The sequence below is a fragment of the Hydrogenophaga sp. genome, from assembly GCF_026125785.1.
Classification (GTDB): domain Bacteria; phylum Pseudomonadota; class Gammaproteobacteria; order Burkholderiales; family Burkholderiaceae_C; genus Hydrogenophaga.
Genome location: NZ_JAHCKL010000015.1, coordinates 28,125 through 49,904, shown reverse-complemented (window position 1 = coordinate 49,904; position 21,780 = coordinate 28,125). Strand labels below are relative to the sequence as shown.

At 71.0% G+C, this 21,780-nt stretch carries 10 protein-coding genes; 1 reads left to right on the top strand and 9 read right to left on the bottom strand.

Annotated features, from left to right (window positions below):
- Positions 1–27: 27 nt before the first annotated feature.
- The 5 genes from KIT53_RS14190 to KIT53_RS14170 form a co-directional block, all read right to left on the bottom strand.
- Positions 28–933: an intradiol ring-cleavage dioxygenase gene (locus KIT53_RS14190; protein ID WP_297753538.1), complete on the bottom strand. Its 906-nt coding sequence runs from the start codon at positions 931–933 to the stop codon at positions 28–30.
- A gap of 119 nt (positions 934–1,052) precedes the next feature.
- Entirely contained in the window at positions 1,053–2,207 is a 1,155-nt protein-coding gene (locus tag KIT53_RS14185) for an ATP-binding protein (protein WP_297753536.1), read from the bottom strand.
- Positions 2,204–2,956, bottom strand: a complete 753-nt coding sequence (locus KIT53_RS14180) for a response regulator transcription factor (protein ID WP_297753534.1) — start codon at positions 2,954–2,956, stop codon at positions 2,204–2,206. The genes KIT53_RS14185 and KIT53_RS14180 overlap by 4 nt, the downstream gene beginning before the upstream one ends.
- Positions 2,957–3,040: 84 nt before the next feature.
- Positions 3,041–4,681, bottom strand: coding sequence for a GMC family oxidoreductase N-terminal domain-containing protein (locus KIT53_RS14175; protein WP_297753532.1), 1,641 nt, complete (start codon positions 4,679–4,681; stop codon positions 3,041–3,043).
- A 30-nt stretch (positions 4,682–4,711) separates the two neighbouring features.
- On the bottom strand, positions 4,712–6,223 hold the full coding sequence (locus KIT53_RS14170) for a CoA-acylating methylmalonate-semialdehyde dehydrogenase (protein WP_297753530.1): 1,512 nt from the start codon (positions 6,221–6,223) through the stop codon (positions 4,712–4,714).
- A gap of 101 nt (positions 6,224–6,324) precedes the next feature.
- Between KIT53_RS14170 and KIT53_RS14165 the strand changes: the two genes are divergently transcribed.
- Complete coding sequence (locus tag KIT53_RS14165; protein ID WP_297753528.1) at positions 6,325–7,242, top strand: LysR family transcriptional regulator; 918 nt, start codon at positions 6,325–6,327, stop codon at positions 7,240–7,242.
- 4 nt (positions 7,243–7,246) lie between these two features.
- Here KIT53_RS14165 and KIT53_RS14160 read toward each other — a convergent pair whose 3' ends face one another.
- From KIT53_RS14160 to KIT53_RS14145, 4 genes are all read right to left on the bottom strand, one after another.
- Entirely contained in the window at positions 7,247–8,908 is a 1,662-nt protein-coding gene (locus KIT53_RS14160; protein ID WP_297753526.1) for a rhomboid family intramembrane serine protease, read from the bottom strand.
- Between the two features lie 67 nt (positions 8,909–8,975).
- Positions 8,976–10,055, bottom strand: coding sequence for an OmpA family protein (locus KIT53_RS14155; protein WP_297753524.1), 1,080 nt, complete (start codon positions 10,053–10,055; stop codon positions 8,976–8,978).
- A 20-nt stretch (positions 10,056–10,075) separates the two neighbouring features.
- Entirely contained in the window at positions 10,076–13,225 is a 3,150-nt protein-coding gene (locus KIT53_RS14150) for a hypothetical protein (protein ID WP_297753522.1), read from the bottom strand.
- Positions 13,222–21,642, bottom strand: coding sequence for an SdrD B-like domain-containing protein (locus KIT53_RS14145; protein WP_297753520.1), 8,421 nt, complete (start codon positions 21,640–21,642; stop codon positions 13,222–13,224). Before KIT53_RS14145 ends, KIT53_RS14150 begins: the two co-directional genes overlap by 4 nt.
- Between the last annotated feature and the right edge of the window lie 138 nt (positions 21,643–21,780).

Sequence of the window (21,780 nt, the reverse complement as noted above, 5' to 3'; positions counted from 1 at the left end):
AAGCCCGGCCGTCCCGCTGGGTGCGCCTCAGATGCCGACCTGCAACGTGGCCGTGAAGCCACTGGCCACGTCGCCCGAGACGGTGGCCATCTGCAGGGCGGCGCCGTCGTTGCCGAAGACGTTGTCGCTGGCCAGGGAGATGCCGGCGAAGTTGGCCACGCTGGCCTCGTACCCGGCGACCACGCCATAGACCTGATTGCAGAAGGACGCCGGCAGCGCGAGCTGGGAGACCCGTTCGTAGTCGCTCACCTGGCTGCTGTCGGTGGCGCTGAGCAGGTTCGGGTAGACCTCGAAATGGATGTGCGGCCAGCGCCCGCTGTAGCAGCCCGGGAAGATGGTGGTGAAGCTGACCTGGCCGTTGGCGTCGCTGACCTGCACGCCGCGCAGGTAGTTCTGGCCCGTGATGCCGCTGGAGTACATGGAGTAGCCGCCCTCGCGCGTGCAGTGCCAGACATACACCGCCAGCCCCTGCAGGTTCGCGCAGCTCGCCGCCGTGTTCACCAGTTGCAGCGTGAGGGTCAGCGGCACACCGGCGGCGGTGCCGCTGGCACCCCCGACGCTGCTGCGGATGTCGCTGCGCACGATGCCCGAGAGCGTGAGCGCGTTGAGCCGCTGGCTGGAGGCGAGCGAGCCGTCGGCCGGATAAGGCCCCGCGGTTTCGCTGGGGATGCTCGAACAACTCCCGCCGGAGGAGGAAGTGGTGGTGGTCGTGGATGTCGTTGAACCACTGCTGCCGGTGGACGTAGTGGCCGACCCGTCTTCGGCCGCGCCGCCGCAGGCCCCCAGCACCAGAGGCATGGCGCAGGCGCCGGCGCCGGTGGCCAGCCAGCGCAGCCATTGGCGGCGTCCGGCCATCTGGCGAGCCAGCGTGTCGAGATCGTGGCCGAGGCCATGCGCATGGCTGGCCGCTGGAAGCAAAGGATGTGGGGTCATGGGGATGGTCTGGAACGCCTTGCCGGATGGCCTGGCCGCAGGTTCCCGATTCTGGAAAGCAGGTGTCACCGCCCCATGGGCAGTTTGTACCGACGGCGAAACAAAACGTAAGCCAGGCCCTAGGCCGCCGGCAGTGTCAGGCTGGCGCGCAGGCCGCCGCCGGGGCGGTTGGCCAGCGACAGGCGGCCACCCTCGCGCTCGGCCAGGTCGCGCGCGATGGCCAGGCCCAGTCCGCTGCCCGCCAGCGCCTGGCCGCCAGGCAGGCTCACCCAGGGCTGCAGCACGCGTTCCAGTTGCTCCGGTGGTATGCCCGGCCCTTCGTCGTCGACGTGGACAATCACCTGCCCCTCGATCCGGGCCGGCACCGCGCTCAGCCGCACCACACCGCCGCGCCCATGCCGGCAGGCGTTGTCCAGCAGGTTGCCCAGCACGCGCCGCAAGGCCACGGGATGGGCCCGCGCCCTCATCGACGGAAGTGTCTCGGCGTACTCGACCGCATGGCCCTGCTCACGCAGGTCGTCGGCCAGGGACTGCAGCAACGCGCCGAGGTCGAGCACGCTGGGCGCGGCGGCGCTGGCCTGTTCCCGCATCACGGCCAGCGAGGCGTCGATCAGTTCGTCCATCTCGCGGATGTCGGCCTGGGCCGCCAGCGCGGCTTCCCCGGGCAGGCGCTCCAGACGCAGGCGCAACCGGGTGAGCGGTGTGCGCAGGTCGTGCGAGAGCGCGGCCATGTGCAGGCCACGCTGGTCGAACTGCGCCTGCAGTTGCCGCGCCATGCCATTGAAGGCCTGGGCCGCTGCACGCACCTCCACGGTGCCGCGCCCCTCGTCCAGCGTGGGCAAGGGGGTGCGCCGGTCCAGCCCGCGCGCCAGTGCGGTGGCGGCCTGCGAAAGCCGGCGCATGGGTGCGGCCAGCCAGCGTGCGCCCAGCCATGCACCCAGCGCAATGAACAGCGCGCGCAAGCCGTAGTCGAGCCAGAGCGCGCGGGCCGGCATGCCCGGCGAACGGGGCGCGCCCGCGGGTCGCGCGCCGTTCGCCCCTGGCGGTGGTCCCGCCGTTCCCGGCCGCGCACCCGGCCCGTTGCCGGGCAGCAGCCCGGGCGGCAGCGAGGGCATGGCGGGCATGCGCGTGGGGTCCAGGCGGCTGGCCAGGCCGCTGTCGCCCGGCCGCACCGGGGCGGCCGCCAGGTAGGCCACGACGTGGCTGAGCACCAGCACCACCCACATCAGCACGAACAGGCGCAGGAACAGGGTGTCGAAGCGGAACCGTCTCATCGTCGTCTGCCCAGAGGGTCGAACAGGTAGCCCGCGCCGCGCAGGGTGCGGATCAGCGGAGGGTCTCCGTCGCGGCCTTCGTCCTCGCGCAGCTTGCCGCGCAGACGCGAGACCGCGAGGTCGATGCTGCGCTCGCTGACCTCCACGCCGGGTGCGCGCGTGATGTCCAGCAGACGCTCCCGGCTCAGCACCTGGCCGGGGTGATCGGTGAAGGCGACCAGCAACCGGTGTTCGGCCGCGGACAGGGCGACCAGGGTGCCGTCGGGGGCGGCGAGCTGGCGGCGCAGGCGGTCGAACACCCAGCCCCGGAAATGCACTTCGGCGGCGGATGCGCCGCTGGCCGCCAACCCGCCACGCCGCAGCACCGCCTTGATGCGCGCCACCAGCTCGCGCGGCTCGAAGGGTTTGGGCAGGTAGTCGTCCGCGCCCAGTTCCAGCCCCAGCACGCGAGACACCACGTCGCCCTGCGCGGTGAGCATGATCACCGGCAGGCCAGGTTGCATCTGCCGAACCCACTGGCAGAGCGCGAGGCCGCTCTCGCCCGGCAGCATGAGGTCGAGCAGCAGCACGTCGACCTCGCCGCGCGGCAGCCGCTCGCGCAGAGCGGCGCCGTCGGCCAGCAGCTCCACCGACATGCCGAAGCCGCGCAGGTAGTCGCCCAGCAGGTGGCGGATGTCCTCGTCGTCGTCGACCAGGATGCAGCGGGGGGTGCCGGAGACCGGCGTGTGGTTGGACAGGGAGTCGGGCATGGCGGGCGCGCGGGTTGGCAGCGCACCCAGTTTACGTGCAGGCCTGCAGCACGGAGCGCGGAGCCGGCCCGCGCGGGACTGGCTTCAAGCCGCGATCCAGCGCGCGGCCTTCTCCGCGATCATCAAGGTGGGGCTGTTGGTGTTGCCGCTGGTGATGGTGGGCATGACGCCGGCATCGACCACGCGCAGCCCGGCCACGCCGCGCACGCGCAGGCGGCTGTCGACCACGGCCATGGGGTCGTCGTCACGGCCCATCCTGGTGGTGCCCACGGGATGGAAGATGGTGCTGGCGATGTCGCCTGCCAGGCGCGCGAGTTCCTCGTCGCTCTGGAACTGGACGCCCGGCCTGAACTCCTCGGGCTGGTACTTCGCCAGCGCGGGCTGCGCGACGATGCGCCGCGTCAGGCGCAGGCTGTCGGCGGCCACGCGGCGGTCCTCCGGCGTGGCCAGGTAGTTGGGCGCGATGGCGGGCGCGGCGTCCGGCTGCGCGGAGGTGATGCGCACATGGCCCCGGCTGCCCGGGTTGAGGTTGCACACGCTGGCGGTGAAGGCAGGAAAACGGTGCAGCGGTTCACCAAAGGCGTCCAGGCTCAGCGGCTGCACGTGGTACTGCAGGTTGGCATGCGGCTGCGTGGCGTCGCTGCGCGCGAACGCGCCAAGCTGGCTGGGCGCCATGCTCATCGGCCCGCTGCGGCTGAGCGCGTACTCCAGCCCGATGCGGGCCTTGCCCCAGAGCGAGCTGGACAGCACGTTGAGCGTGCTTGCGCCCTGTACCTTGAACACCGCGCGGATCTGCAGATGGTCCTGCAGGTTCTCACCCACACCAGGCAGTTCGTGGCGCGGCGTGATGCCGTGCCGCCGCAGCAGCGGCGCCGGCCCTATGCCCGAGCGCTGCAGCAGCGCGGGCGAGCCGATGCTGCCGGCGCACAGCACCACCTCGCCCCGCGCCTCGACGCTCACCCGCTGCGCGCCACGGCGCAGCACGGCACCGGTGCAACGCAGAACGCCGGACCCCTGCGCGGGCACCACCACCAGCTGCTCGGTGAGGGTTTCGGTCCAGACCACCAGGTTGGGGCGGTGGCGCACCGGACGCAGAAAGGCCTTGGACGCATTCCAGCGCCAGCCCGCCCGCTGGTTGACCTCGAAATAGCCCACGCCCTCGTTGTCACCGCTGTTGAAATCGGGCGTGGCGGGAATGCCGGCCTGCTGCGCGGCCTGCGCGAAGGCGTCGAGGATGTCCCAGCGCAGGCGCTGCTTCTCGATGCGCCACTCGCCACCGTGCCCATGCAGCGCGGCGAACGCGGGGTCGCGCGCGGCGTCGAGCCGGTAGTGGTCCTCATGCGCCATGAAGTCGGGCAGGCAGGCGTCCCAGCGCCAGGCGTCGTCGCCGGTGAGCGCGGCCCAGTGGTCGTAGTCGCGCCGCTGGCCGCGCATGTAGATCATGCCGTTGATGCTGGAGCAGCCACCCAGGGTCTTGCCTCGCGGGTAGCGCAGGCGCCGGCCATTGAGGCCGGGATCGGGCTCGGTCTGGTAGAGCCAGTCCGTGCGCGGGTTGCCGATGCAATACAGGTAGCCCACCGGAATGTGGATCCAGTGGTAGTCGTCCCTGCGGCCGGCCTCCACCAGCAGCACCCGCTTCGAGGGATCGGCCGACAGGCGGTTCGCGAGCAGGCAACCCGCCGTTCCCGCGCCGATGACGATGAAGTCGAAGCTGGTGTCGCTCATGCCCGCCTCATGGTGACTGCCGCGAGAAGCCTACTTCGACACCGGCATGGCGAACTCCGCGCCCTTGGAGATGCTCTCGGGCCAGCGCTGCATGATGGACTTCTGCTTCGTATAGAAGCGCACGCCCTCTTCGCCGTACGCGTGCATGTCGCCGAACAGGCTCTTCTTCCAGCCACCGAAGCCCTGCCAGGCCATGGGCACGGGAATGGGCACGTTGATGCCCACCATGCCGACCTGGATGCGGCGCGAGAACTCGCGCGCCACGTTGCCGTCGCGCGTGAAGCAGGAGACGCCGTTGCCGAATTCGTGCGCGTTGACGATGTCCACGGCGGCGGCGAAGTCGGGCACGCGCACGCACGAGAGCACCGGGCCGAAGATCTCCTCACGGTAGATCTTCATGCCGGTGGTGACGTGGTCGAACAGCGTGCCGCCCAGCCAGAAACCCTGGCCGCAACCGGCACCGGCCTGCGCGCCGTCGAAACCCCGGCCGTCCACCAGCAGTTGGGCGCCTTCGTTCGCGCCGGCCTCGATGTAACCGCGGATGCGCTGGCGCGCGGCCTCGGTCACGATGGGGCCCATCTCGGCCGCGAGGTTGGTGCCATCCAGCACCTTGAGCGTCTTCGTGCGTTCGATCAACTGGGGCATGATGCGGTCGGCCACGTCACCCACCAGCACGGCCACGCTGATGGCCATGCAGCGCTCCCCCGCGCTGCCGAAGGCCGAGCCGATCAGCGCATCCACCGCCTGGTCCAGGTCGGCATCGGGCATCACCACCATGTGGTTCTTGGCGCCACCCAGCGCCTGCACGCGCTTGCCGTGGCGCGCGCCGGTCTCGTAGATGTGGTTGGCGATCGGCGTGGAGCCGACGAAGCTGATGGCCTTCACGTCCGGGTGCGCCAGCAGCGCATCCACCGCCTCCTTGTCCCCCTGCGCGACGTTGTAGACACCGTCGGGCAGACCGGCCTTCTTGAGCAACTCCCCCATGAAGAGCGCGGGCGAAGGGTCGATCGGGCTGGGCTTGAGCACGAAGGTATTGCCCGCGGCGATGGCCAGCGGAAACATCCACATGGGCACCATCACGGGGAAATTGAACGGCGTGATGCCGGCCACCACGCCCAGCGGCTGGCGCAGCGTCCAGTTGTCCATGCCGGTGGAGACCTGGTCGGTGAAGTCGCCCTTGAGCAGTTGCGGAATGCCGCAGGCGAACTCGATGATGTCGATGCCGCGCGCGACCTCGCCCTGGGCATCGGTGAACACCTTGCCGTGTTCGGCGGTGATCAGGCGCGCCAGGTCGTCCTTGTGCTGGTTCACCAGTTCGAGAAACTTGAACAGCACGCGCGCGCGCCGGATCGGCGGCGTGTCGGCCCAGGCGGGAAAGGCGGCCTGCGCGGCGGCCACGGCGGCATCCACATCGGCGGCGCTGGCCAGCGCCACACGGCCGGTGACGGCGCCGGTGGCCGGGTTGAAGACGTCCTGGCGGCGGGCACCGCTGCCGGCCACGTTGTGGCCATTGACGAAGTGGTCGATATTTGAAACGCTCATGGTCTGCCTCCGAAGATCGGGCGAGTGTGCTGGCATCCTCCGCAAAAATCCAATGAAATCCGCGAAGGCTTTCTATAAAAAACACAAATAATGCAAAGGCCATGACGCGCCACCGCCCGCCCCCCATCGACCCCCAGGCCCTGCGCGCCTTTGCCGCTGTCGCGCGCGAGGGCAATGTCTCGCGGGCGGCGCGGCGCCTTCATCTGAGCCAACCTGCGATCAGCCTGCAGCTCAAGGCGCTGGCCACGGCCACTGGCCTTCGGCTCTTTACCCGGACGCCCCAAGGCATGGTGCTCACGCACGATGGTGCAGCCTTGCTGCCGCTGGCCGACAAGGCACTGGCCGCACTGGCCGACGTCGGCCAGGCCGCCGCCAGTCTGCACACCACGCCGCGCGGCAGCCTGCGCATCGGCACGATTCTGGACCCGGAATTCACCCGGCTCGGGGCCTTCCTGAAACAGTTGGTCGAGTCCAGTCCGCAGGTGCGCACGGAACTGCGCCAGGGCATGAGCGGCGAAGTGCTGGCGCGCCTGGACCAAGGCGACCTCGACGTCGGCTTCTTTCTCGACCCCCCCGACGAGCCGCTCGACGCGGTCTACGTGCGGCGCAGCCTGGCGCGCTTCACCTACCGCGTGCTCGCACCGGCCGGCTGGGGACCGCAGGTGCGCGGCAAGGACTGGAAGGCGCTGGCCGCTCTGCCCTGGCTGGCCACACCGCCGGCCAGCGTCCACCACCGACTGCAGCGCCGCGTGTTCGGACCGGGCTCGCTCACCGGTCTGGAGCCGCAGCGCGTGGCACTGGTGGACCAGGAGGCCTCCATGCTCGACCTGGTGCGCAGCGGCGTGGGCCTGTCGCTGGTGCGCGATGCGATCGCCATGCGCGAGGCCCAGGCCCGGGGCCTGACCATCGCCGACCAGGTGGCGCTGGCGTGCGAGCTGAGCTTCCTGTGCCTGGCCGCGCGCGCGAGCGAACCGGTGATCGCGGCGGCGTGGAACGCGCTGGACGCAGTGTGGGCCTGAGTGTTCAGGAGGGCTGCTTATTGTTGCCCTGCAGGCGCAGCAGGCGCGCGTTGGCGGCCTGGATCGTTTCCTGCAGCACCCGGGCACGTGCCTGGTCGGCGGGGACGAGCTTGCCGTCCACCATCACCGACGCCATGGCCAGCAACTCGTGCAGCGAGCGCGCCAGGATGAGCAGGTCCGCGACATAGGCTTGCAGCCCGGAACCGCCGACATGGGCTTGGACCGACTCCAGCGCCTGCGCGACGGCGTGCATGCGCGGTGCGTGCACGCTGCGGCTGCGCTCCTCCACCTCCAGCGCCGAGCGGCGACCTTCGCGCTGGTCCTCGGCATCCTGCCGCACCGCCTTGACCACCTCGTCGAACTCGCGCGCTGCGCGCTCGAAGACCTTGCGGGACTCGATGCGGGCCTGCACATCGACCGCAGCCGCAGGCGCCCGCGACGCAGCCCAGGGCAGTACGGCGACCAGCAGCACCAGCGCCAGCGCCATGCGGTTGCCCAGCCTCGCCTCATATTGCTGGAGGTCGAAGCGGGTTGGCAGCAGGAGGGCCAGCAGCGCGCCGGCCAGCAGGCCGCCGACGTGCGCCGCGTTGTCGATGCCGGGCCGGGTCAGCCCCATCAGCAGCGAGTAGCCGATGAACAGGCTCATGCCGCCGAGGATGCGGCGGTTGAACAGCCGGGGCAGGGCTTCGCGCTCACGGGCCACCGCGACCACCAGCGCACCGGCCAGCCCGAACACCGCGCCGGACGCGCCGACGGACACGGTGGTTTGCGCGCTGAAATAGAGGCTGGCGGTGCTGCCCGCCAGGGCGCTGCCCAGGTAGACCAGCAGGAAGGCCGCGCGGCCGAAGATGCGCTCCACCAGCACGCCCGCCACCCACAGGCCGACCATGTTGAAGAACAGGTGCGGGGCACCCGAATGCAGGAAAGCCGCGCTGAGCAGCCGCCACCACTGGCCGCCCTGCACCGCCGAGGCGGTGTTGCCGCCCAACGCGTACAGCCTGTCCGCATTGCCGGTCAGCCAGCCCGCGCCCAGCCACGCCGTGACCAGCCAGACCACCACGTTCGCGGCGATCAGTGCCATGCTGGCCCACGGCCGCGGCGCCAGGGACACCAGCCGCTCTTCGAGCGCGCGTGCCATGGCCAGCTCGTTGGGCGCTGGCGTTGCCGCCATGCCCGCCTGCCGTTCCCGCAGGCGCTCCTGCACCGCGTCGAGCAGACGCTCCTGGTCAGCCGGGGAGAGCGCCGTCAGCGTCAGGTAGGGCCGGGCGGGGTTGTTGCCGGTGAAGAAGGCGCGGCGGTCCGGACGCTGCGGCGTGGGCCGCAAGCGCAACTGCAGCACCATGTGACCGCCCAGGCTCTCCACGCGCGCACTTTCCATGTCCTGCCAGGCCACGCGCTTGAGCCGCGAGCTGAGCAGGCGGGACACCAGCGCATCCGGCTCCAGGGTCACGACGACCTCGCCCTTGCGGGGAAGCTTGCGGATGACAAGCAGATCCACCAGCAGCATGAGCAGGATCAACGGAATCAACAACACCGTGAACCGGGTCAGCCACGCGCCCTTGGCGCCGGACAACGCCGTGCTGATGAAGATGCCCAGCAGCACGCCGCCGTACATCATCAGGCGCATCCTCCCGCGCCCCAGGGCCTGGCCCGCCTTGAATTCCATCTCCTACCCTCCCGTGTGCGTGTCGGCGCCCATGCGCCAGGGCGGGAGTCTAGGACCCGGCGGTGCCTCAGTGCGTGGTGGCGCCCGAACCGGCCTCCAGCCGCCCCCGGATCTCCACTTCCACGCGCCGGTTGTCCTGCAGGCACTGGATCAGGGCGCCGCGCGCCAGGCTGTCGGAGCAGGCTTTCACGGGTTCGGCGCTGCCTTTGCCTTCCACCGTGAACAGCGCCGCGTCCAGGCCGCGCGAGACGAGGTGGTCGCGCACGGCGGTGGCGCGGCGCAGCGAGAGCGCCTGGTTGTAGGCGGCGTCGCCCAGGCGGTCGGTGTGGCCGACGAGGACGATGCGCTCGATGCCGCGCAAGCCGCGCGCGCGTTCGGCGATCACGTCCAGGCGGGCGCGCCCGGCGGCACCGATGTCGTTCAGGTCGGCGCGGTCGAACGCGAACACCGCGTCGGTGGCGAGCACCAGGCGCTCGATCACGCGCTCGGACACCACGGGCGCTGGCGCAGCAGCAGCGGGCGAAGCAGCAGGCTGCAGTGCGGCGCAGGCCGCCTGCCCGGCGTCCATGCGGTCGGCCATGGTCTCGGCCATGCCGATGTAGGGGTTGGCGTGGCGCCAGCCGCCTTCGGCGTATTCATGGCCCATCCAGACCAGTTGCACCTCCAGGCAGGCGGCCTGCGCGGCCACGCAGGCCGCGCCCGGGCCGGTGCGCGCGCGTTCGGCGCGCGCCCACAGGTCTTCGCGCAGGCGCACGCTGCCGCCGATCAGGGGTGTGCGGACCTCGGGCGTGGCGCCCTTCTCCAGGGCGTCGATCAGGCGCACCGATTCGTCCACCGCCTCACGCACCACGGGACCGCGGTCGTTCTCGTGGTAGTTCTGGCGCGCCATGTCCAGCCAGCACTGCGCCTTCGCCCAGGGGTAGCTGTTGACGGGGACGCGGCCGTCGCGGTTCAGGCGCGCCAGCCGGTCCTGCACCGACTGCAGCACGCGGTGGTCGGCGCGCTGGGCTTCGTCGGTCTGGCGACCGGGTTCGGCGAACGGTGGCTGCGCGCCGGGTACGCGGTCGGTGACACGGGGATCGGTCGCGGCACAGCCACCCAGGATGGCCAGCGACAGCAGGGACAGCAGAAGGTGTTTGGCGTTCATGGCAGGGGTCTCACAACAGATCAGGGGCGTTGGGCGGAGGCGAGCGGGCTGAACGCGCGGTTGGTCTCGGGCTGGTTGCCGCGGAACAGCGTCTCGTCGAACTTGAAGCGCAGGCGCAGGTAGACGCCCTGGCGGGTGTAGGCCGCGCCCTGCAGTTCGTCGTCGGAGAAGCCGCGCGCGTTGAGGCCGAAGGACAGCCAGAGGTTGGCCTTGAGCAGGTAGCCGGCCTCGACGCCGAAGGAATGCTGGCGCGAGCCGCCGCGCGGGCTCCACAGGATGTGGTGCTGCACGCCGACGTCCCAGCGTTCGGTGACGTCCCAGGTGATGCGGCCGCCCGCCAGGTAGGCGGTGTAGTTCGAGGGCACGCCACCGGGGAAGCGCTCGGACACGTACTTGCCCGCCAGCCGGCCGGTGAGCCACCAGGGCCGGCTGGGGTGGTAGTCGCCGTGCAGCGAGACCGCGTGCGAGGTGCGGCGGTAGTCCACGGCCGGGTTGTCGTCCTTCTCGGCGCGCAGCTCGTACAGGCCGAGCGCGTTGACGCGGTTGAGGTCGGTCTGGCGGTAGGCCGCGCCGATCTGGAAGCGGTCCTGCCACTGGTCGTAGGCGCCGCCGTGGCGGGCCTTCTGCAGGGACAGGGCGTTGCGCACGAGCAGAGACCAGTCGCGGTCGATCTTGACGGTGGTGCCCACGGTGGAGAGCCAGGCGTCGTGGTTGCGGTCGCGGCGCCATTCCAGGCGGCCGGTGGCACGCCAGTTGGGGTCGTAGGCCAGGTCGATGCCACCGGTGAGCGCGGTGGCCGAGGTGGCCTCGCCGGCCAGCGCCTTCTGGAATTCGGCGCTGGCGCTCAGGCGCACGCCCTCGGCCACGGCGAAGGTCTGGCGCAGGCCGATGGCGTTGACCGCGTCCTCGCCCGAGATGGCGTCGCGCAGGCGGTACTCGTTGAAGACCTCGCCGCCGCGCACGGTCTCGCTGGACAGGCCGGCCACCAGCGCGGTCTCGCGGCCTTGCACCGCCAGCCCGTTGACACCACCCAGGCCCTTGGAGACCTCGGCACGGCCATAGGCGCGGAAGCGTTCGCTCAGCCGGTAGTCGGCCCCCACGGTGACGCGTCGGCCACTGGCGCTCTCCAGGTCCTGCTCGAACTCGCCCAGCACCGTGAGCCGATCGGAGATCTGACCCACGGCGTTGACCGACAGCGCGTTGAAGCTGCGCGTCTGCCCGGGCGTGGCCGCGAACAGCGGCGCGTTGATCTGGAAGGGCGTGAAGCCCGAGGTCTGCGGGATGTTCACACCCGAGGCCGAGGCCGCGTTGGGCACGCCGCCGTCGTCGGTGACGTGGCGCAGGCCCAGGCCCACGGTCCAGGCCGGCGTGAGTGCGTACTGCACGCCCGCATAGGCGGTCTCGCGCACGGCGTCGATGGTCTTGTCGTGCGAGCGCATGGCGTCCAGGCGCAAGGACCACTGGGGGTCGATCTTCCAGGTGGCCACGGCGCCGGCCTCGCCGCGCCCGCCGTTGTAGGACGAGGAGATGTTGGAGAACTCGCGGTCGGTGCTGCCGGCCCACAGGCGGGCGTCGAGCCGCTCGCCTTCGTGGCGCACTTCCACGCGTGCACCGTCGCCCTTGCCCAGGGCGCCCAGCGCCTCGCGTTCGGAACGGGCGATTTCCACCAGCGCCCAACTGCGCTCGCCCAGCCGCAGCGTGGCGTTGACGCCGCTCAGGCGGTAGGGGTCGGCCGGGTCGCGCGACTCGACGTGGCTGCCGCCGATCTCCAGCGCGGGCGTGATGCGCCAGTTGCCGTCCACACCACCGAGCCAGTACTTGGGCCCGCCCTGCTCCACTTCGTAGGTGACGCGCACCGACTGCGGGTTGAGGTTGGCGTCCACAGACGGCACGGGCGCGCGGAACACGATGCTGCCGGCAAAGGGCTCGAACTCGTAGTCCACGAAGCGCACCATGGGCTCGGCGCGCAGGATGATGGACGGCTGGTTGCGGTCGCGCGTGAGGATCTCGACCTTCTCGGAGCCGGAGATGCCGTCGCTGCTGGAGAGCCGGTAGGGACCGGAGACACCGCGCGCGGGTTGCTCGTCCACCACCTGGGCCACGTTGTCGCGCACCACCCAGGCATTGGCCTCGAAGGTCTCGCCTTCGTGGTGCACCTGCAGGCCCGAGACCGAGCGGTTGATGCGGCTGAGCTCTCGCGCGGGGCCGCCCGTGCCGGTGTTGAAGTCGCCGTAGAGCACGAAGGAACGGCCCTGGTCCACCCGCACGTAGAGGCGCTGGCGCGACTGCGCGTCGAAGCCGCGCAGCGAGGAGTCGCCGTAGATGGGATAGAACTGGTCGGGCTGGATGTCGCGGAACAGGCGGCCGCGCGACTCCTTCTCGGAGTCGTAGGCCAGCGTGAGCAGGGTCTCGCCCTTGACCACGCCCTTGAGGAAGAACGCGGTGCGCGCGCCCAGCGAGCCCTTGCCGTTGTCGAAGCTGCCGGTGTGGCGCTTGATCTCAAGCTCGAAGCCGTCGTCCTCGCGCGCCGGGCTGATCTGGGAAGCGTCCAGCCGGCTGAGGTTGAGCGTGCCCTCGACCACGCCGACGGCGATCATGGGCCGCCGCTCGGTGACCATGCCCACGCGCCCGCGCACGGCGACGTTGCCGGACTGCACCTGCAACTGCGCATCGCCGGGGCGGAAGGAGGACACCAGCTCGACCACGGCTTCGCCGCCGCGCACCGTCAGGCGCAGGTCCTGGCGCGGCGGTTCGTCGATGGCCGCGCCAGGCAGGCGCACACGGCCGTGGCTGGTGCTGACCAGCACGTCGGTGGGGGCGGTGACCTTCTGGCCATCGCGGTCGAACAGGCGCACGGTGAGCAGCACCACCGAGCGGCCGTCGGCCACCATCTGGTCCTGCGCCACCTCCAGCACCAGTTGACCGCTGTCGGCCAGGCTGCCGGCGCGCCAGTGCGCGGCCAGCGGCAGCGCGGTCGCCGGTGCGGGCTGGGCCGGGTCGCTGCCCGGGGCCAGCGGCGTGAAGCGCGGCGGCAGCGACTGCGTTTGCGCCAGCGCCGTGCCCAGCGGCAGCAGCACCAGGGCCGAGGTCAGGGCGCGCGCCAGCAGCGGGCGGCGCACACCGTGGAGGGCGGCATCAAGAGGTCGCATGGCGGAACGGGTGGTGTTCATTGCGCACCTCCCTTGCCGGCCGGCGAAGGACCGGAGCGGAAAACGCGCGGGGGTGGCGGACTCGGTGGATCGACCAGGGGACTCACGATCTGGCCGACGCGGCGGCGCTTCTCGACCTGCTCAAGCACCTCGGGCGAGCAACTGCCTTCGATGAAGTCGGCCCGGTGCAGCTCACCGAACTTGAGGTCCAGGAACAGGCTGCCGGCATCCAGCGCATTGCGGTTGCTGCTGGTCACGAGCTGGCTGCCCGTGGGCAGCGTGGTGGTGTCCACGCGCATCACCGAGGTGCGCGCGGGCAGGCCGCAGATGCTGTACTTGCCTTCGCTGTCGGACACCAGGTGGGTGCCGTCCTGCAGGTAGAAGCGCACACCGGGGATGCCGACTTCCTCGGCGTCCTGGATGCGGTTGCGGTTGCAGTCCATGTAGATCTTGCCGACCACGCAGGCTTCCTGGAAGAACACGCCGCCGGTGATGCGGATGCGTGCCTGGGCCCGGTTGGACGAGACCCGTGTCCCGTTCACCAGCCCGGCGGCCTGCGCGCGGTTGATGCCGTCGCCCTGCTGCGCGCCGACGCCGACGCGAACGCGGTAGGTCACGGTCACCGGTGTGTTGGCGGCGAAGCCGCCGACCGCGAAGCTCAGCACCGGACCGGGCGAGCCGGCCGGATCGGCCACGCGCACGCCGTCCTGCAGGACCGTGCCCGGGATCAGGCGCAGGCCCGCGGGCAGGCTGTCGGTGATGACGACGTCGGTGGCCGGGCCGTTGGGGCTCAGCACCCGCAGCGTGTACTGCACCGAATCGCCGAGCTCGACGACGTCGCGGCTGGCCTGCTTCTGCAGGAACAGGCCCGCACCGGTTGATGGCTCCAGCGGTATGTGGTTGTGCACCACGTCGGGCATGCCCGGTGCGAGGTTCATGCGCAGGTAGTAGGTGGTGGGCTGGGTGCCCGAGGGCGGACCGGCCTGCGCCTGCACGCGCAGCGGCGAGGCACCCGACGGCGTGAGCGCGCCCGGTTGCGGCGGGATCGAGGCGATGGGCGTGGGTGCGTAGTTCGGCGCCGACGCGGCCAGCGTGTACTCGCCCGAAGGCGCGCCCGGCGCCAGCAGGAACTGGTAGAAGCCGCCCGGGCCGGTCTGCATCTGGGCGCAGCCGCCGACCACCGTGTAGCTCGCGCCGCCGACCAGCATGGTCGCCGGGTTGAAGCCGGCCGGGCCGCAGAAGCGCACCTGGGCGCCGTCGATGGGCGCACGGCTGCTGGCGTCGTAGATCACGCCCGAGGGGTCCAGCGGCAGGTCCTGCTGCCGCAGGTCGGCGCCCGGCAGCAGCGTCACCGCGAGGTGGTCGCGTTCGCTGGACAGGCGCGAGCTGGTGTCGCCGCCGGTGTTCTGCGGCGTGCCGTAGACGACGTTGTTCGCCGGGTCGCGGAAGTAGATGCGGTAGTCGCCGGGCACCAGGCCGATCACGCCGTAGCTGCCGTCGGCGCCGGTGCGGAACAGGCTGCGCCCGTCGGGCATGGTCACGCACCCCTGCGCACTGTTGGCGGGCACGGTGCGGCAGGCCACGGCCTGGCCGTCGCTGCCCACGACCTCGACCGCCCAGTCGGCCACCGGCGTGTCGCCCGCGTCGCGGCGGCGGTCGCCGTTGTCGTCGCGCCAGACCGAGCCGGAGAGCGAAGCCGGCAGCGCGGCCAGCGGCACGCCGGTGGCGTCGAGCCCGCTGGTCTGGTAGGTGCCTTGCGGCACGCTGCCGGGCGTGATCACGCCGGCCGGCGGCTGGCCGGGGCCGCCGCTGGGCGTGGTGTCGTCCACGGTGTCGGTGCGGATGCCCAGCGCGCCCGCGCTGGCCTGGTTGAACAGCGTGGTGGTGGCACCCGGTGTGACGACCACGGGCACGTCCACCGAGATCCAGCCGCCGTTGGCGGCCAGCACGGCGGTGCCCAGCAGGTCACCACCGGCGACGCCGGTGTAGCCGGCGTTGGGCGTGAACACGCCGCCGTTGCCGCCTCGGTGGGTGATGGCGGGCGCGCCGGTGCGCGTCATGTAGGTGGGCAGCGTGTCGCGCACGTCCATCGTCACCGGGTGGGCGGTCTCGTTGCGGTAGATGATCTGCCAGACCACCTCGGCACCGGGCGAGATGCCCACGGCCGCTGCGGGCGTGACGATGCGCACGGCCTTGAAACCGTGCACGCCGTTGCCCTGCGACTCACCGAAGTTGACCTGCAGCGCCGCGCCTGGCGTGGCGTTGAAGCTCAGGCCCAGGGTCTCGACGGCGCCGCCGAGCGCGCCGACCGCGCCCGCGCTGCCACCCGTGACCGGGCCGACCGTGTTGGCCACGCTGGTGTAGCCCAGGGGCTGCGACTGCCGCACGGTGTACTGGCCCGGTGGCAGGCCGGCGAAGCCGTACTGGCCGCTGGCGTCGGTGGTGGTGTAGCGCGTGATCGCATTGCCGAAGGCGTCCGTGCCCACCAGCGTGACCGTGCCGCCGGGCAGGCCCGGCTCGCCGCCGCTGTACTGGCCATCGAAGTCGATGTCCTCGTACACGCGGCCGGCGATGCGGATGTCGGAAACCAGCGGGAAGTTGTGGTTCGCCGTGGTCTGGTTCGCGCCCACGGCGATGCTGGCGATCGCGGCGGGCGCGGTGCCCGGCGGCGTGGCCGTGCCATTGGGTGCACCGCCCAGGGTGCCGGCGCTGGTGCGGCCGTGCGTGGTGCCGGCCGGCAGTGCCGGCATGAGCACGCGGTAGTTGCCGGCGGGCAAGCCGGTGAAGACGTAGGCGCCGCTGGCGTCGGTGGTGGTGGTGGCGACCAGCGCACCGGACACCTGGTCGCGCAGCTCCAGGGTCTGGCCGGGCACGGGCAGGTCGTCGGCCGTGGCCACGCCGCCGCTGTTGTCCGGATCGAAGTAGACATAGCCGCTCACCTGGCTGCCCGGCAGCGTCTTGGTGAAGTGGTTGTTGACCGAGGCGGTCTGGGGGCCGCTCAGGTCGATGCCGGTGATGGCGGGCACGGCCTGCGTGCCGGCGGCCGTGCCGCCGGTGCTGCCGGGCCAGGCCAGCGGCACCGTGCTGTTGATGAAGCCGGCCGGCGGCGCGCAACTGGTGCAGGTGACCGTGTAGTTGGCGCCCGGCGGTACACCGGTGAAGGTGTACTGGCCGTTGGCGTCGGTGGTGGTGGTGAGGGAGACCGGGTTGCCGCTGAGGTCGGTACCGGTCAGCGTCAGCGTCTGCGCCACATTGCCCGCGCCAGGCGCACCGCTGCCCACGCCGCTGTCGCTGCCGTTGAACACGCCATCGCCATTGGCATCGGTGAAGATGCGGCCGCTGACGCTGCGGTCGTTGGCAAGTTCACCGAAGTTGTTGCCGGCCGAACGCGCATTGGCTGGCAGCACGATGCCGGCGACCCGGCTGGTACCCGCCGGGATGCTGTAGGCCGGCGCGCCGTGGCTGATGGCGGGTGCGTTGTTGGACGCGGTGCCGGCGGTGCCGGTCGCGCTGCCCGAGGACAGGTTGACCACCGTGCCGGCCGTGGGTGTGCCGTTGACCGTGCCTGCCGGCTGCGCGCCCTGCGTCACCACGTAGCCGGGACAGGTGGGTGCGTTCAGCGGCGAGCAACTGGGCCGCAGGTTGGCAAAGCGGTAATTGCCATCGGCGTCGGTGGTGGTGGTGAGCGAGATCGCCTGCCCCAGGTCGTCCACGCCGGCCAGGGTCACCTGCGCGCCAGCGATGCCGGGCTCGGTGCCGTTGGCCACGCCGTTGTTGTTGTCGTCACGGTAAACCTTGCCGGAGATTTCCGACGGCACCAGTTCGCCGAAGTTGTTGCCCACCGAACTGGCCACCGTTCCGCCGGTCGCGTCCAGGCGGATGTTGCTGCGGCGCGAGACGAAGTCGACGTTGCTGTTGTTCGGCGTGCCGATCTGGCCGCTGCCGACGATGCTGGCCTCGGCGGTGGAGCCCGCGGTCAGACGCGCCTGGAAGGTGCCGCTGCCGGGGTTGATCTGCGCCGAGGGCGAAGGCTGGCCGCCCACGCCGACGCTGTCGCTGCCACCGCGCAGGTAGCGCACGGTGTAGTCCGACCCCAGGGTGGCGGAATCGGCCAGGCCGCGGAACACGTAGAAGCCGCCGGCGTCGGTGGTGGTCTTCTGCAGCACCACGCTGTCGAGCGCGCGGATCAGGCTCACGGACTGGCCGGCCAGCGGGGGCTCGCCGATGTCGTGGACGCCGTTGTTGTTCGCGTCCATGTAGATGCGACCCGAGATCGAGCCCAGCGGGCTCACCACCAGGTCGGCCTCGGCCGGGCTGGGGTTGCTGCCCGCGCCGGTGCGCAGCGCGCCGGCCAGGATCACGTTGGGGTAGGTGCCGGCGGTGCTGGCGGTGACGTTCACCTCGATCGTGCAGCCACCGCTGGGGATGCTGGCGCCGTTGGCGTAGCGCACCAGCGCCGTGCCAGCCGCTGCGGTGACGGCGCCGCTGGTGCAGGTGCCGCCGATGGCGGGCGTGGGCGCCACGACCACACCGGCGGGCAGCGTGTCGTCCAGCGCCTGGGCCAGGGTCTGGGCCGATGCGTTGGCATTGCCCAGGGTGATGGTCAGGCGCGAGACGCCATTGGGCGAGATCGTCGGCGGCACGAAGGTCTTGACCACCGTCGGCGGCTCCAGCACGCGCACATTGGCGCTGGCGGGATCGGGGTTGCTCACACCCTGGTTGCTGGTGAGCGCACCGGTCGGGATGGTGTTGGTGTAGAGGCCCGGGATGTTGGAGACGGTGTCGAAAGCGAACGTGCAGGAGCCGGCCGCCGGCACCGTCGCGCCGGCCACCTGAGCGCTGGTGGCCGAGGCCACCGCGCTCACGGTGCCGCCCGCGCACGTGGTGGACGCGTTGGGCACCTGGGCGACGAACAGGCCGCTGGGCAGGTTGTCGCGCAGGGCCACGCCAGTCAGGGCCTGCGTGGCATTGGGGTTGGTGATGGTGACCGTCAGGCGGTTGGGCGTGCCCGGGGCAACGGTGGCCTGAGCGAAAGCCTTGGCGATGGTGGGTGGCTGCAGCACGTGCAGCGTGGCGCTGGGGCCGGGCTGCGGGTTGGTGACCGCGCCGTCGTTGGCCACCACGGTGCCTCCCGGGATGACGTTGACGTAGCTGCCCGGCACGGCCGCGACCACGTAGACGCGCACCTCGCAGGCACTGGGGCCGCCAGGGAGCTGCGCGCCACGGAAGGACACCTTGTCACCGGCGGCGGTGATCACCGCACCGGCGCAGGTGGTGCTGGCGTTGGCGGGCGTGGCCACCAGCAGGCCTGCGGGCAGGTTGTCGGTGGTGGAGATGTTGGTGAGCGGCTGCGGCAGCGAATTGCGCACGCGAATCACCAGCAGCGCGGGCTGGCCGGCAGCGACGGCGGATGGGTCGAAATACTTCTCCACCCCCAGGCCGGCCAGCGCCGCGAGGTTGGCGGTAAAGGGGTTGGCGTTGGTCACCCCCTGGGTGTTGGTCACCGCGCCCGCAGGCAAGGTGTTGTTGAGCGTGCCGATGGCCGACGAGGTGATGTCCATCGACACCGTGCAGGCGCTGTTGCCCGCCAGCGAGCCACCCGAGAGGCTCACCACGCCCGCGCCTGGCGTGGCGTTGACGATGCCGCCCGCGCAGGTGGTGCTGGCATTGGGCACCACGCCCACCACCATGCCGGCAGGCATGTTGTCGGTCACGGCCAGATTACTCAGCGCGGTGGCGCTGGTGTTGTCGATGCTGATCGTCAAACGCGAGACGCTGCCCGGGCCGGCGATGGTGTTGGGCGAGAACGCCTTGGTCAGGTTCACCGCGCTGGTGATCTTGTTGAGCGTGGCGGTGGTGGTGGTGGTGCTGGCCACGCCGCCGTCGGCCGTGACGGCTCCGGGGCCGAGCGTGTTCACCGAGGGCGTGCTGCTCTGCGCCAGCACGTCGAACAGGAAGTCGCACGAGGTACCGCCGGCGATGGTGGCGCCCGTCAGCGCCGCGCTGGTGCCGCCAGCCGGCACGTTCAGCGACACCGGGCCGGCGCACGTGGTGCTGGCGTTGGCGGGCGTGGCCACCACCAGGCCGGTACCGGCCAGGGGGTCGGTCGCCGACACGCCAGTGAGCTGGCCGCTGCCGGTGTTGCCCAGCGTGATGCGCACGCGGCTGCTGCCACCCACCTGCACCGGGTTGGTCAGGAAGGTCTTGGCCACCGTGAGCGCGGGCAGGTATTCCAGCGAGGAGGTGGTCGTGTTGAGGTTGCGGATCGTGCTGCCCGGCACGTTCGCCACGGTGCCGGTCGCGCTCACCGTCTGGGCCGCGTTGCTGCCGTTGTAGGCCGGGATCTGGTTGCTGTGCACGCCGACGGTGCCACCCACCACGGTCACGCGCACGCTGCACTGGCCGGGTGAAAACGGACTGGTGGCCAGGCGCCCGGGCAGACTGCCGCCGGACAGGGTGAAGCGGTCGTCACCCGGGTTGGCCGTGACCGTGCCGCCGCAGGTGGTGGTGGCGTTGGCCGGATTGGCCACGCGCAGCGCAGCCGGCAGCGTGTCGGTGAAGGTCAGGTTGGAGAGCACCGAAAAGTTGTTGTTGGTCAGCTCGATCTGCACCACCGAGGGCGTGCCCTGGAAGCGCTGGCGCGCGACCACGCCATCGAAGGTCTTGGTGACCACCAGCGGGTTCACCGCCGTCAGGCTGACCGCGCCGGCGCTGCCGGTGACGGTGCCGTTGCCGGCGGTGAAGCTCTGGTTGGTCAGCAGGGTGCTGGGCGAGGCGTTGTCCGGCACGCGGGCGGTGAACCGCACCACGCAGGTGGTGCCACCGGCCGCCGCGCCCGGGAAGTCGAAAGAGAAGGACGGCGCGGTCACCAGCGGTGCCGGCATGGGTGCGGAGAAACTGCAGCCGCCGGTGATGGTGGGCGTGATGCCCCCTTGGGTCGCGTCCACGTAGACCATGCCTGCGGGCAGCGTGTCGGTGAAGCTCACACTGGTCTGCGGCGCGATGCTGAACGAGGTGACGGAGACCGCGAAGGTGGCGATGTCGCCCGGCGCCACGGTGGTCGGGCTGATGGCCTTGGACACCGTGAGCGCGTTGTCGCGCACGTCGATCGAGGCCGGGCGCGCAGGCGAGGTGAAGCCTTGCGCGTTGGTCACCGCGCCGAGGGGCAGGCTGTTGGTGTGGATGCCGGTGGTGGTGGACGTGACGTTGAACTGGATGCGGCACTCGCCGCCCACCGCCACTTCGGCGCCGCTCAGCACGAAGCCCTTGTCCACGCCGCCGTCGGAGCCGGCCACCAGCGTGGCGCCCGGGCCGCAGCCATTGAGGTTCGCCGCGCCGATCGGCCCCGAGTTGCGCAACGCGGCCGGCCAGCCCGCGCCCACCGTGTCGCTCAGACCCACGATGGTCAGCGGGCTGGTGCTGGTGTTGCCGATGCGCACCGTCAGCAGCGAGTCCGCTCCCGCGGTCAGCGGCGTGACCGAGAAACCCTTGGACAGGTTGATCGGGCTGTTGACCGTGATGTTGGTGTTTGCGCCCGGGTAGGTCAGGCCGCGCGTGTTGCCAATGTCGCCCGCCGCGATGGTGTTGGCGTCGGCCGCCGAGGCCGCACCCGGCGGCAGCACGCCACGGATGGTGAACTGCAGGTTGCAGGTGCCCGGCGCACCTGCGGGGATCGCACCGCCCGAGAGCGTCACGCTGCTGGGGGTGAAGCTGGTGCTGCTGCCGCAGGTGTTGCCCACGATGCCCAGCACCTCCAGGTTGGAAGGCAGGTTGTCGGTGAAGGTGGTGAAGGGAATGTTCACCCCGCTGTTGGGGTTGGTGAACGTGATGGTCGCGGTGCGCGACTGCCCCTGCACCAGCGTGGCGCCGCCCAGGTTCTTGCTCACCGCGGGCAGCAGGATGCTGTTGACCAGCACGCTCTGCTGCGCGGGCGATGCGGCGGCGGGCGAGAGGTCGGTGGCGTTGATGACGTTGTTCCAGGTGCCGCCGCCGTTGTAGGACGTGATGTCCACCGAGACCGTGCACGAGCCGTCGATGCCGGCGCTGTGCGCGGGGATGCTCATGCCGGTGACCGAGAGCACGTCCACCCCGCCCACTCCGGCGCCCGGCGCTGCGTTGACCACGGCGCCAGCGCAGGTGCTGACGGGCGCCACGTAGCCGGGGTAGCTGGCCGGGTAGAGGCGCAACTGTGGCGGCAGGTTGTTGATGAGCTGGACACCGTCTTCCTGGACGCTGTCGTTGCTCACGGTGATGGTCAGCCGGGTGCGCTCCCCCACCACGATGGTGCTGGCACTCACCGCCTGGCTCACCACCAGCGTGGCGTGAACCGAGGTGGCCGCCAGCAGCGCGGCGGCGAACGCCAGCGTGCGGGCCGTGTTTGCAAAAGGCGCAGGAGTGCCCTTACCCGTGGCCGCACCACGTGCAAAAAAACGGAACATGTTTTTTCCCCTCTTGGACGCACACGCGGGCCTGGTGCCGGTGTGCACGCACCCCGTTAAGGCTGCGTTTCGTTACAAGCGGGGACTATAGCGACGTCACTGGTTACAAAGTCCGTCGGAGCACAAACTAGATCCGAA